Below are 12921 nucleotides of genomic sequence, written 5' to 3' on the forward strand. Positions count from 1 at the left end.
TCGGCGTCGTATCGTCCGTCGTCCCGTGGTTCACGATCGTGCCCTGCACTGCACCCACGTCGTCATGCGCCGACTCGATCGTCGGCCGATCCGGCGCCGTCACGTCCACCGTCAGCTCGAACGGCTCCGTCAGCGCGCTCTCCATCCCGTTCGTCGTCGACGACGCCGCGATCTCGTGCGCCCCCTCCGACAACGGGGCCGGCAGCTTCAGCGACCACTGTCCGTCGCCGCCCGCCTGCACCGAGCCAACCACCTCTCCGTCCACGTACACCTTCACCAGCGAGCCAGGCTTCGCCTTGCCCGTCACTTCCGGCTGGCGGTCGTCCGTCGTCTGTCCAGGCTGCAGCGGACCCTGCACCGTGCCAACGTGGTCGATCACCTGGTCCAGCGCGATCGACATCTTGCTCGTGTCCACCGTGAACTCGTGCGCATCCCCTCGCTCGCTCGTGTTCCCCGCCTTGTCCGTCACCGTCGTCGACAGTCGATGCGCACCGTCCGACAGCGGCTCCGACGGCCGGAACGTCCACCGTCCGTCCTGTCCCGCCACCGTCGAGCCGATCGCCTTCTCGCCGTCGTAAATCGTCACCACCGCGCCGGCCTCAGCCTTGCCGCTGTATACCGGCGTCGCGTCGTCCGTCGTCGTGCCATTCGCGATCTGGCCCGTCACGTTACCAACGTCATCCAGCAGCGTCTCGTCCTTCGACGCTTCCGGCGCAATCGTGTCCACCACGATCGAATAGTCGCCCGTCGACGGGCTCACCTTGCCATCCGCCGTTTGCGCGGAGGCCGAGAAGCTGTGCGAGCCCTCCGTAAGCGGCGTCTCAGGCCGGTAGTTCCAGCGGCCGAATCCATCAGCTGTCACGCTCGCGACGATCTTGCCGTCGACGAAGATGCGCACGATGCTGCCAGCAGGCGCGGTACCCGTTACGGTCGGTTGCGCGTCGTTCGTCACGCCGTACTTCTCGACGTTGCCGATGTGCGGTTCGACCGCGTCGAACACGCCCGTGATCGACGGCGTAACCGGTACGCCCCCGATCTGCAGCGTAAAGTCGAAGCCGTCGCCGAGCTCGCTCTCATTACCCGCAGCGTCGCGCGCGATCGCGCTCAGTTCGTGGTCGCCCTCCGGCAGCGGCGACGGCGGCCGGAACGACCAATGGCCGTCCGCATCTGCGCGCACACTGCCGAGCAACACCTGTTTGCCGAAGACCGTGTCGTAGATCAGCACGACACTGTGTGCTTCAGCGCTCCCCTTGATTTCCGGCCGCGCGTCGTCGGTCGTATCGTGCGGCTTCAACGGCCCGGTCACGTCACCGGCGTTGTCGATCACATCCGTGATAGCCGGCTTGGCCGGCGGCGTGGTGTCGACGTCGATCGTAAACGGGTCGCTCGCTTGGCTCGTATTGCCCGCCTTGTCCTCTGCGCGCACCGTCAGTACGTGCTCACCGTCCGCGAGCGGCTGGCTCGGCGTGAATGACCAATGCCCCCCCTGGTCGGCAACGGTCGAGCCGATCGCCTTGCCGCCGTCGTAGATCGTCACGATCGAACCCGCTTCAGCATTGCCCGACAGCGCGGGCTTCGGATCGTCGGTCGAGCTGTGATTGTCCAACGGCCCCTGAATCGATCCGACATGATCGACGACCTCGCCGATTGTCGGCTGCTCGGGTGGCGTCGTATCGACGACAATCTGGTATGCACGCGAAGGGGCACTCTCGCGGCCCAAGCGGTCCACCGCCTTCGCAGTGATACTGTGATTGCCGTCCGAGAGCGATTCGGGCACCTGGAACGACCAGGTCCCGCTGTCACCGATTGCAACGCTGCCGATCGGCGTCGCGCCGCCGTTGTCGTAAATATAGATAATCGATCCGATCTTGCCGCGCCCTTCGATCGTCGGTCGATCGTCGTTCGTCACGTCCTGGCGATTGACGATGCCGACGTGCGGATCGGCGTCGTCGATCACGCGGTCGATCAGCGGACGGCTTGGCGGCGACGTGTCGACCGTCAGCGAATAATCGGTCGAATCGCTGGCACGACCGGATGCATCGATCTCGACGATCGAGAACGTATAGTTTCCGTTGGAGAGCGGTTCGCTGAGCGAAAGCGACCATGTGCCGTCCGCACCGACGGTGGTCCGGCCAACGATTTCGGTACCGAGCCGGATTTCGATCGTATCGCCGGCCGTCTGCCCAGTGCCTTTGAATACCGGGGTCTCGTCATCCGTGTAACCCCCGTCCGGAATCGACTTCAACTCGGCGCCATTGTCGTCGTAGACGCCGGCAAGCGATGGTGCAGCGGGCGGAGCAGGCTGGTCCTCCTGCTTCAATTCCGACTGATCTCCGCTCGAGCGCCCGCCTGCGCTGGCCGCGATTCCGCCCGCAAGGGCCGCCACGGGGACGGCAAACGCGGTGCCCAGCGCGCCCAGCGTGCCGAGACCAAGCGATCCCGCCCCCTGCGCAGCCGCCATCGTTTCGGCGAAACCCGGCACCAGACCGGACTGGCTCAGTCCGACCGGCGCATCCACGTTCGCGGCGAGCGCGCCCAGTTCCGCTTCCCCGTCCGCGCTCGAGGAAACGACGTAGTCGTAGTACTGGCCGCCCTCTGCTTCGCCGACCAGTTGGCTGCTCGATCCATAGTAATCCTCGATGATGACCTGCGGCTCGTCCGCACTCGCACCATCCAGGCCAATATGCAGATCCTTACCGACGCGTTTGACCGTGACATGCCGGGGTGCCAGCCCGGTCGATTCGTCGATCAGCACGTATTTTCCGTTGGGAACCGCCTCGAGGACCTTTGGCGCCCCCGCCACACCAGGATTCAGTTCGACGGTTTTATTGATCGCCTTGCCGCTGACGACAGCGAGTTTGATGACACGAGTACTCACAAGCGCTTCCTTGGTTTATTGTTTGCCAATGACTTGAAAAAAAAGACGCACACGGCATTCGCTCCGCTTCCCCAGCAAAGACACAACCATCCACGTCTAAAACAACAGCCAATTCTTGCCATGAACCCGACTACCATCAAGTTGACTCGTCAGAAAATCACATATTTTTTATAGGTCGCCTTGAATCTCAATCAATCTAAATGTTATTCACAATTTATTCCGCAAAATCCTAAGAAAACTCTTAATTATTCAATTCAACAAAGATGAAGCACGGCAAATTAAATCTCCCTGTTACTGTCCGGAAAGCACCTCCCCAATCCCGATCCTCCCGCGAATATCTCGAAATAAGGGCATGAAAAAACCGACTCGTCATGCAATGACGGCCGGCTGTCGAATCACGGCCGTCCCAACGGCCTGACCTGAGTTTCCTACACGGGCTCGGACGCGCCCGCGTGCATCACGTCGATGCGCAACTCACCCTTCTCGAATGCATCGATCAGGAAGAACGGCAAATCGAGCGACCAATGCCCGTCGCGTACGATCGCGTCGTAGCGAAGCGGCCCGTCTGCCCCGCAGGTCATGATGACGGGCTGCGTTTCACCGTCGCCACGCGCGCTCGGGCCTCCGATTCGCCGGTAGCTTGCATTGCTGCCCACATGAAATTCGGCCGTGCGCCAACGCACGGGAGGATGCGGAGGAAACGGCCGGGCGTCGTGAAAACCAAACAGTTCGTCGTGGTTCAGCACGCTGTCGCGAATCGTCGGCCAAAGGACTTCACGCAGAAAGTGCTGGTCGGTGAAGCGACGCTCATCCGGATGTTGCCGTACATAGTCGGCCATCAGCTGCGCCACGGGCGGGAACACGCCACCGCAGCCTGCCCACATGCCGGCGAGCAACAGCTCCGTGTGCGTGAAGTAGTCGCGCATGTGATGAAACCAGCGGTCGCTGCCGATCCATGCGGCAATCGCTGATGTCTCACGCTCGGACAGCAGCGCGTCGGCATCGCGCACCATGAAGCGAGTCACGGACGGATCGTCGAGCACGAGAAAACGCCACATCGTGCCCGGTATTGCACGGCGGGTCACGGCGTCGACGGTCACCACCTGCGCCCCTCCATCGCGTAGACGCGTTCGTACGTGATCAGGCACCGTGTCATCGAGGTACACGCGACAGATCCAGCCCGGGAACAACTCGGCCGCCGTTCGTACGTTCATCACGGCCGTCTCGCCGTAGCGCGGATCGGCGCCGTACAAACTGTAGGCAATCACGTTGCGAGCAGGTTCGCTCGCATCGAAGGACGGCGGCGGCGCAACGGGCACCGTCCAGCGACGATTGCCAGAAAAACGGGCATCCGCGGCCGCGAGCGACCGATATCCGTAATGACGCAGCTCATCGGGCTTGTGCAGCCAGCCGCATACCTCGGCCAATCCGTCTATCCAGGTCGGAGAGACGAGGTTCTGTCGCGCCGGCGGCAGCGCGTCGATGCCTCGATAGACACGGTAGGCCGCATCATGGCGCCCTTCGCGCATCAGGCAAAGTGCGTAATCGCCCAGCACGGTCGGGTTGCCCGGCGCAATCGCGAGCGCGCGCTCGGCGAGACGGCGCGCCGCGCCGTAATGGCATGCGGCCATCGCCACACGAAATTCGTTGGCCAGCGCATGCATGCGCCTTTCGGCCGCGCCGGGGACGTTTGCAGCACGCGGGCCGCGTCCATAAGTAATAGGGGGTCTTCTGCTCATTGCACGAATCGAATGACTGGTCATGGTTTCCGTTACGACGCATACGCGGCTGGAAATGCGTGCTTGCGGCAGTATCTCCGTTCGCAACGCACGAACCAATTTGATTAGTCAGATTTTCACTGCACCGCCTGCGTCCATGCCTCGTCTGCGTGCGCATAGCGTGCATACAGGCCATTGACCCTCACGACGTAGCGTCTCGTTTCGTCGTAGGGCGGGATGCGGCCGCCGTAGCGATCGACCGCCCCCGCGCCCGCATTGAAGGCGGCCAGCGCGAGATCGCGCGAGCCGTAACGTTGCAGCAGGTCGCCCAGAAAGCGGGCGCCGGCCACAATGTTCTGTCGTGCATCGAACAGATCGGTCGCGCCGTATTCTGCGCCCGTGGCCGGCATCAACTGCATCAGGCCGGTCGCGCCTTTGGGTGAAATCGCGCGGCGATCGCCCGCCGATTCGGCATGGATGACCGCCATCAACAATGCCGCGTCCAGCCGAAACGCGTGCGCGATCTCCGCCACGAGCGGCGCCAGCGCCTGCATGCGCCGGTGTGCGTAAGCAGTCACCATCGTCCGCGGCTGCGCGCCGGCGACCGCGAACGTGAGCACCACGCCGCGTCGCGCGGCGGTATCAGGCGCCGCCGCCGTTTGCGCACCGCCGACGATCATCGCTACGCCGTGCGCCATCACATCACCGGCGGCAGCCGCTGGCGGGGCCACGGCGATCATCGCAACCGCCACGCTGCCCCAACACAGTGCACCGACCGGCCGCGCACCCTGCCTATGCGGGCGCGGCCGCCATGCATGCGGCGCGCTCATCGATCCATGACCTGTCCGACCGCACCGCGATAGGCCGACTGCATCCGCACGACGACTTCCGACTCCAACGCGATCGGCCAGCGCCCTGTTGTGCGCCCGTCTTCCAGCTTGCGCCTGCACATGAAGTCCGGCGTGGCGGGCGCACCGTACGGATCCTGGTTCGAATCGACGGGCTCGGTCGGTGACAGGCCATCGCGCGACACCGCTCCGATTGCGTTGACCGCGTAATACACGGCGCGATTCACAAACGGCACGACCATGTCATAGCAGTAGTGCACGCGAATCTTCAACAGGTTGGCGTCCTGGATGTCCGTGCCCGACGCGCGGCCGATTTCCGTCCGGCGATAGCGCAGCAGATCGTTCGGAATTTCAACGACCGTCGTGCGCGTCCGCGGGTCGTAGCGGGCCTGTCCGAAATCGTCTAGTTGCGCACGCGTCGGATTGACGATCGCGATCCGCGCATGCGCCAGCACATCCTGCCTGGCGCGCGCGAGCGCATTTTCAGCACCTTTAGCGCTCGCTTCGTGTGCGTAAAGGGGCGCAAGGCCGCGCGCGAGCGCGCGCTGCATCGGCGCGAGTTCGGCATGATTGACCGCGCCGTCGCGCGCTGCTTCCAACGCCGCCGAATCGAGCGTCGCCTTGGCTTGATACATCAATGCGTATTGCAGCAGGCCGAAGCAGAAGAACAACAATACGGGTGCAACGATCACGAACTCGACGAGAGACTGACCGCGCTGACGCGCACGTTTGAGACGAATCGCCATCGCGTCACGCATCCCACTCAAGGTCCATGCCGACGCCGATCCCATGACGCGCGGCGGCACCGGACGCCATCTCGAGCGTCTTCGCGCCGCGCCAGTGCATCAGGATGCGGCCCGCGCACACCCCGCGATGGACGGCGACGACCCGGTTCGTCCGGCTCACGAACAGCACGTCGATCGCAAAGCGCATCCCGAAGGTGTGCACGGCCCCGCATCGCGCAAGCAGCAATGCTTCGTCGGGGCCGAGCGCATCGCGCCCCAGCAGGCCCTTCATACGCTCGCGCGCCGATTCCGTAACGGCCACGCGCACGCCGGTTACGCGCCCCCCCACGACTAGTACGCGTTGCCTCACAGAAATCCTCCTTGCATGAACTTCATCGCGATCGGGAACCCGAGCACGACGAACGTCACGGGAAAAATGAACACCATCAACGGAAACACGAGCTTGACAGGCGCTTCCATCGCCTGCTTCTCGGCACGCTGGAAGCGCTCCGCGCGCCGTTGCTCCGACTGGAAACGCAGCGTGCTCGCGAGACCCGCGCCCATCCGCTCGGCCTGAATCACGGCACCGACCAGATTGGTGATCTCCTTGATCCCCTGCCGTTCGTCGAAGCGCCGCAGCGCATCGGCGCGATTCAAACCCGACTTGAGGTCGCGCATCACATGTTCGAACTCGCGCCGCAGCGGCCCGTCCGGCCCCTTTTCCACCGCCTTCTGAATCGCGCCGTTGATGTTGAGGCCCGCTTCGACCGCGAGCGTCAGGAAGTCCAGGTAAACCGGCAGCTGCTTCTGGATCGCGGCGATCCGTGCGCGTCGTACGTCGCGCATCCAGATGCGCGGATAGTAGTAACCCAGGAGCACGACAATGGGCGGCGCAAGGAACGAGAACACCCCGAGCACCGCCATCGCAGACAGCGCGAACGACGTCGCCACGGTGGCCGACACGACGCTCAGCGCCACGAACTGGCGCGCCGACATCAGGAAAATCAGGTGCGTGAGCCGCAATTGCAGATCGACCCGCTCGACATAGGCGGTACCGAGACGGTCACCCATCCAGTGCTCGACAACGTTGACGAGCGGCCAGATGACCCTCAGCCCCTTGGGCAACGGGTCGAGATACGCACGGTCCTCTTTCGGCACTGCCTGTTGCACTTGCAAGGCAAATCGCGTCAGCAGGAACAGCACGAACATCGCACCGAAGCCGACAAGCGCCGACATGAACAGAATCATCACTTCACTCCCGGATGACGACGCGGCACGCCCGGCTCATACGTCGATATTGGTAATCTTGGCAATCGCCTTGTAACCGAGGAACTCCATCACCCCGATCACGCCGAGCGTCATCCACCCGATCCGTTCGTGGAACAGAGGAGCCATCGCCTCCGGCTCCATGAAGTCGAGCACGAACATAAGCCCGACCGGCAGCAACGTCATCACCACGCCCTGCATCCGGCCCTGCGACGTCAGCGCACGGATCTTTCCTTCCATCTGCAACTTCGCACCCAGCGTCCGTGCGACCGATTCGAGGGCCTCCGCGAGGTTCCCTCCCACTTCACGCGAAATGGTGACGGCCGCCGTGACCATCAGGAAATCGGGCACCGGAATGCGTTTCTCGATGTTTTGCATGGCGATGTCGAGATCGATGCCGAGACGCAGCTCTCGTACGAGCAGTTCAAGCTCCTGGGAAATTGGCGCCGGCGATTCGGACACGACACTTTCGAGCGCGACCGCGAAGCTTGCTCCCGCGCGCAATGCGCCGGCCATCATCAGCAATACGTCCGGCAGTTGGCGTTCGAGTTGTGCGGTGCGCCGCTTGCGCATGACCGCGAACACGCGGCCCGGCGCCATCAGCGCCACGACGAGTCCGAGGCCCGCGAAGAACACGCTGTCGAACAGCTGATAGGCAAGCAACGGCAGCAGGACGATGGCCAGCAGCGACAGAAAGGCGACGCGCTGGCGGTTCGCGAACACGAATGCCTCCGCAAGCGATGCCTCGAGCTCGTTGACCACGCGCTTCGAGCGCGTGGTGACGGCACGCCGTCCGAGCTTGATCGCCACGACCAGGAAAATCGCAAGCCCGGCGAACACGGCCGCGAGCAGCACGACGATGTTCATGGGTGCGTGAGCTCCGCGCCGCCGGTGAATATCGTCGTATCGACCGGAATGCGCCGGCGGATCAGCTCCTGGTAGAAGTCGGGGACGTAAGCCGTCGGGCGGAACGTGCCCTGCACCTTGCCGTCCTCGCCGAACCCGTCCTGCTTGAATACGAACACGTCCTGCAGCTGGATCACGCCCGACTCCATTCCGCTCACCTCCGTTACGTACGTGACGCGCCGCGAGCCACACGAGAAGCGCGTCTGCTGGACGATGATGTCGACGGCCGAGCAAATCTGCTCTCGGATAGCCTGTACCGGCAAGTCCAGACCGGCCATCAGCGTCATCACTTCAAGTCGCGCGATGCAGTCGCGCGGTGAGTTCGCGTGCGCGGTCGTGAGCGAACCGTCGTGGCCGGTGTTCATCGCTTGCAGCATGTCGAGCGCTTCGCCGCCACGACACTCGCCCACCACGATCCGGTCGGGACGCATCCGCAGGCAGTTCTTCACGAGATCCCTGATATGGACCGCGCCCTTGCCTTCCATGTTCGGCGGACGCGCCTCCAGCGACACGAGGTTCGGTTGGGACAACTGAAGCTCTGCTGCGTCTTCGACCGTCACGATCCGCTCATCATCCGGAATGTAACTCGACAGCACGTTGAGCAGCGTGGTCTTGCCCGACCCTGTCCCGCCCGAGATGATGATGTTCGCGCGCTGCTCGACGGCCGTTTGCAGGAACTCGAGCATATCCGCCGACATGGAGCCGAAATCGATCAGGTCCTCGCCCGTCAACTTGCGCTGCGAGAATTTTCGGATCGTCATGCTCGGCCCTTTCAGCGCGAGCGGCGGAATCACTGCGTTGACACGGGATCCGTCCGACAGACGCGCGTCGACCATCGGCGAGCTTTCGTCGATGCGGCGTCCGATCGGCGCGACGATGCGTTCGATCGCACCGAGCACCGCACGATCGTCAGTGAAGATCACCGGCGACCGCGTCAACTTGCCACGCCGCTCAATGAAGATCTCGTCGTGGCAATTCACCATGATTTCACTAACGTCCGGATCGGCGATCAACTCCTCGAGCGGCCCCAGCCCGATCACTTCGTCGAATACGCTCTTTCGCAACGCATCGAGCGACACGTCGGGCGACCGGAAGCTCGGATCTCCGTTCAGGATCTCGTCGAGCGCGCTGCCCACCGTGCGCCGCAATTCATCCTCGTCCATTCTCGCGACGTTGAGACGGCGCAGATCGAACTCGGCGATCAGGCGCATATGCACCTGCTTTCGCAGTTCGATGCCGGCACGACTGTTGATCGACGACGTCCGTTGATCCGGCGCGACTGACGCGCGACGCGCCGGGCGCCGGTCCCGCCGCTCGGCACGTGTGGACGACGGCGACTCAGCGTCGAACACGGGGGCGGCATGGGCCCCCGGTTTCGCTTGCGCGGATGGCGTGGCCTGTGGCGCGGCTTCCTCGCTCGCCGCCGCCGTGGGCCGCGCCGCAGCGTCCGGCGCACCGCCAGCCGCACGGGGCTGCGTCTCCGTCACCACGCGAATCCTCGTCGTTCCTACCTCGATTTCGTCGGAATCCGTCAGTGGACCGAAATTCTCGACCGGTGAGCCGTTGACGAGCGTGGTGACGATCCCGCCCTGATCCTCGAGATACCACGCGTTGCCGTGTAGCGCGATGCGGGCCTGGATTCGGCCGATCAGCATCCCCTTGACCACGATGTCGCAATCCGGTGACTTGCCGATCGTGCAGACATCCTCGACCTGCACGATCCGCGGCGCGCCGTGACGGGCCTGTACTTGCAAACTCAGCATAACGTTCTCTCCTTTCGAGCGGTCGTCACGGCGCACCGGCAGCCGCCGCGCGGCCGGGCGCCTCTGCATCGACAGCGGAAGCCGGCACTGCCGGACGCCACGTCACCGGCGTTGCGAGAATTGTGTGCAACGGCCGCGCAGGACGCGCGGCCTCGTCCTTCGTGTCAAAGTCGCCCCGCGCGTTCTTTAAGTTCCGCTCGCCCGTCGTCGCTCGTTCGTCCGCCGTATCGGCCGAAGCCGGCCTGGCGTCGGCGCTACCGTCGCCGCGCCCGGCTGGTCCCGATGCGCCCGCCTCGTCGCCGCCCGGCGCAGCATGTAACGGTGCCGGCTGCACTCGAACGGGGCCGAACTGCTGCGGCCGGGTCGGCCCGATCGGATTCAGCGTGCCGTTCGAGCCGCGCGAATCGTCGGCAAGCGGACTCGGATCGCCGTGCTTGTCGTGGAATCCGCGGTTGATAAGGTTGGCGCGCGCGAGCATGTCCGTATTCGGTGCGAGCGTCGGATCCGAGATGAGCGGCGTGACCAGGATCACGAGATCACTGCGCTTCGAACGAAACTCGTCGGACCTGAACAGGCGCCCGATGATCGGTAGCCGCCCGAGAAAGGGCACGCGGCTCGCATTACCAATCGCGTCCGCATTGATCAGGCCGGAAATCGCCATGGTCTCCCCCGCTCGCAACGAGATATCGGATCGCGCGCTACGCGTCAGAAAGCCCGGGTAGCCGCCATAAGACACGGATGGATCGATCTGGCTGATCTCGGTGTCGATCTGCGCGGAGATCACGTTGTTCGCGTCGACGACCGGTTTGATATTCAGTTTGATCCCGTAGTCCTTGTACTCGACGTCGGTCGTACCCAGCGCGCCGGCGCGCGGAATCGGCACCTGCCCGCCCGCGAGGAAGCTCGCCGTGCCGCCGCTCTTCGTATTGAGCTCGGGGGACGCCAGCACGTAGGCATCGCCGTTGTTGACCATCAGGTTGATCATCGAGGTGATCTGCGTCGATATTCCCGCGAAAACCATGCCCGCCGCCGTGGCGGCCTGGCTTCCGATGAACCCTTGCGCACCCGCCTGCGGCCCGGCAATTTTCTGGTCCCACTGAATGCCGAGATTCTCCTGCGCATTCCGCGTGAGTTCCATGATCTGCACCTTGAAGTGGATCGTCTTCTTCAGCGCATCGCCTTCATCGACGATCGTCGCATCGAGCAGATTCGGCACGTCGACGGTCGCTGCCTTGATGCGGCCGAGCATGTCGCGGTGCACCGTGCCGGTCAGCACGATGTTCGGGCCGGATTCCACGACCTGCACGCCGGGGACACCGACCAGGACCAGGCGCAGCTGCGCGGCGGTTTCGTGCACGTTGCCCTTCGCGATGCGCACCGTCGTATTCACTGCGACGCCGTTCGTCGTCCAGACGACGAGCGACGTGATGCCGGGCTTCTCCGCCAGCAACATCAACCGACCATCGACGACATTCGCCGTCACCAGAGTGCCGTCACCGATCGCGATGCGCTTGATCTGGCCCGGTACGTCGATCATCCGGATCTCGCCGCGATACAAATCGAGTACCGCGGCACGCGCCGGCGCGACGTGCTCCTCGTGGTTGATACGTGGCGCGGCGAACGCTTGTGGCATGCCCTGGGCAGCAAGCACGCCGGCCAATGCGCACGACAACACCCTGCTGCGGCGCTCCGCCGCACAATCTATGACTTTCATGAACAACCCGTATTGCGTTCTCGAACGTTACCGCGGCGCGCTGGACGCACTCATTTCGGCTTGCAGGCGGTCTGCAAGCGCGTTTGCCTGCTGATAGGCTCCGCTCGCCGCCCGGGGCCGTGCGGCCGGTTTCGACACCGGAGCCGGCACTGGCGCGCTGCCGGGGATACCGGCATCGGCCGGCGACGCAGCGATCCGCGACAACGTCGCGCTACCTCTGCCGCCGGTGATGATTTCGACGACGTCGCTTTCGGCGACGGCACCGTCCGGCGCGGCCGCGAACAACCCCGGTTCATCAAGCCGCTTCGGCGGCGGCGCGGCACGATCCTCGCTGTTACGGAGGATCAGGCGCAACATGCCGACCTTCTGCGCGAGCACGATGCGGGCGGCCTCCGCGACCGGCACCTGTAACGTGACCGTCGCGTAGCTTTCGCGCTGCGCGCCGTCGGCCATGTCTCGCGCTGCCTCGCCTGCGTCGCGCGGTCGCACATCGTTGCCGGTCGCGAGCACGAGCACATCCGGCATCAATAGCAGGATGGACTGGGCGCCGCCAGCCGCGTCGTTGCCGCCGCTCATCGTCGAATCCGGGTTCTGGCCAATCCAGTAGAGATCCACGTGGTTGCCGGGACGCAGCATCGCATCGGTCGAATTGACCGTGTCGATCTGCAAGGTGAGCGCGCGCGTGCCGGACGGCAGGATGTCCGAGAAGTCGCGCGCCCGCAGCGCATCAATATCCTGCGCGCGCAACGCCCGCCCGCGCCTGACTGGCTTGACGAGCGTCGCGAGCCGGAACTGGTTGAAATCGGCCGCGCGCAGCATATCGTCATAGACGAGATCCGCCGGAATGTCGCGAGCAACGAACACGTCGCTCGTCAGCGGCGTACCGGCCGGTACGTCGGCACGCGGCACGACCACGGAGACGCCGCGCCCCTGATGACGTGTCTCGGCCTCGGCCTTTATGCGGGCCTCGCTGGCCGTGATGTAGCGGTACGTCATCCAGGTGATGCCGCCCGCTGTGATCATGGCAATGCTGACCAGCAGCCAAGTGTTCGCGAACAGCGAACGATAGTTGATTCGACTGAATATCACTGGACTATCCTGAC

Annotated in this window: 10 protein-coding genes and 1 pseudogene; all 11 read right to left on the bottom strand. The window is 64.2% G+C overall.

Annotated elements, in window-relative coordinates; all coding sequences use genetic code 11:
* The coding region (locus tag HWX25_RS29265; RefSeq protein ID WP_208457052.1) for an Ig-like domain-containing protein at positions 1-2755 on the bottom strand (2755 nt) is incomplete at its 3' end.
* Positions 2756-3306: 551 nt separating this feature from the next.
* A complete protein-coding gene (locus HWX25_RS29270) occupies positions 3307-4542 on the bottom strand; it encodes a tetratricopeptide repeat protein (RefSeq protein ID WP_244135288.1) in 1236 nt (411 codons plus the stop codon).
* A 191-nt stretch (positions 4543-4733) separates the two neighbouring features.
* Positions 4734-5336, bottom strand: a complete 603-nt coding sequence (locus tag HWX25_RS29275; RefSeq protein WP_175911942.1) for a lytic transglycosylase domain-containing protein — start codon at positions 5334-5336, stop codon at positions 4734-4736.
* A gap of 86 nt (positions 5337-5422) precedes the next feature.
* On the bottom strand, positions 5423-5995 hold the full coding sequence (locus HWX25_RS29280) for a pilus assembly protein (RefSeq protein ID WP_347879268.1): 573 nt from the start codon (positions 5993-5995) through the stop codon (positions 5423-5425).
* Between the two features lie 45 nt (positions 5996-6040).
* A pseudogene (locus HWX25_RS33925) lies at positions 6041-6235 on the bottom strand (TadE family protein); the annotation flags it as partial.
* Positions 6195-6539: a DUF192 domain-containing protein gene (locus HWX25_RS29285; RefSeq protein WP_175911945.1), complete on the bottom strand. Its 345-nt coding sequence runs from the start codon at positions 6537-6539 to the stop codon at positions 6195-6197. The gene HWX25_RS29285 and the pseudogene HWX25_RS33925, both read right to left, overlap by 41 nt.
* On the bottom strand, positions 6536-7417 hold the full coding sequence (locus HWX25_RS29290) for a type II secretion system F family protein (protein WP_175911947.1): 882 nt from the start codon (positions 7415-7417) through the stop codon (positions 6536-6538). The genes HWX25_RS29285 and HWX25_RS29290 overlap by 4 nt, the downstream gene beginning before the upstream one ends.
* A gap of 36 nt (positions 7418-7453) precedes the next feature.
* Positions 7454-8302 (bottom strand): type II secretion system F family protein, encoded by an 849-nt coding sequence (locus HWX25_RS29295; RefSeq protein ID WP_175911949.1) that lies wholly within the window; start codon positions 8300-8302, stop codon positions 7454-7456.
* Positions 8299-10104: an ATPase, T2SS/T4P/T4SS family gene (locus HWX25_RS29300; RefSeq protein WP_175911952.1), complete on the bottom strand. Its 1806-nt coding sequence runs from the start codon at positions 10102-10104 to the stop codon at positions 8299-8301. The genes HWX25_RS29295 and HWX25_RS29300 overlap by 4 nt, the downstream gene beginning before the upstream one ends.
* A 25-nt stretch (positions 10105-10129) precedes the next feature.
* Positions 10130-11818 carry a pilus assembly protein N-terminal domain-containing protein gene (locus HWX25_RS29305; RefSeq protein ID WP_175912005.1) on the bottom strand — a complete coding sequence of 563 codons (1689 nt, stop codon included), beginning with the start codon at positions 11816-11818 and terminating at the stop codon, positions 10130-10132.
* Positions 11819-11845: 27 nt separating this feature from the next.
* Positions 11846-12907 (bottom strand): Flp pilus assembly protein CpaB, encoded by a 1062-nt coding sequence (cpaB, locus tag HWX25_RS29310; RefSeq protein ID WP_175911953.1) that lies wholly within the window; start codon positions 12905-12907, stop codon positions 11846-11848.
* Positions 12908-12921 lie beyond the last annotated feature (14 nt).

This window comes from Burkholderia sp. BCC1640 (assembly GCF_902833125.1).
Classification (GTDB): Bacteria; Pseudomonadota; Gammaproteobacteria; order Burkholderiales; family Burkholderiaceae; genus Burkholderia; species Burkholderia diffusa.

Bases quoted from the DNA above. Each gene is read 5' to 3' on its own strand.
- HWX25_RS29270 (WP_244135288.1), bottom strand. From the start codon at position 4,542: ATGCATGCGCTGGCCAACGAATTTCGTGTGGCGATGGCCGCATGCCAT.
- HWX25_RS29275 (WP_175911942.1), bottom strand. From the start codon at position 5,336: ATGATCGCCGTGGCCCCGCCAGCGGCTGCCGCCGGTGATGTGATGGCG.
- HWX25_RS29280 (WP_347879268.1), bottom strand. From the start codon at position 5,995: ATGCAGCGCGCGCTCGCGCGCGGCCTTGCGCCCCTTTACGCACACGAA.
- HWX25_RS29290 (WP_175911947.1), bottom strand. From the start codon at position 7,417: ATGATTCTGTTCATGTCGGCGCTTGTCGGCTTCGGTGCGATGTTCGTG.
- HWX25_RS29295 (WP_175911949.1), bottom strand. From the start codon at position 8,302: ATGAACATCGTCGTGCTGCTCGCGGCCGTGTTCGCCGGGCTTGCGATT.
- HWX25_RS29300 (WP_175911952.1), bottom strand. From the start codon at position 10,104: ATGCTGAGTTTGCAAGTACAGGCCCGTCACGGCGCGCCGCGGATCGTG.
- HWX25_RS29305 (WP_175912005.1), bottom strand. From the start codon at position 11,818: ATGAAAGTCATAGATTGTGCGGCGGAGCGCCGCAGCAGGGTGTTGTCG.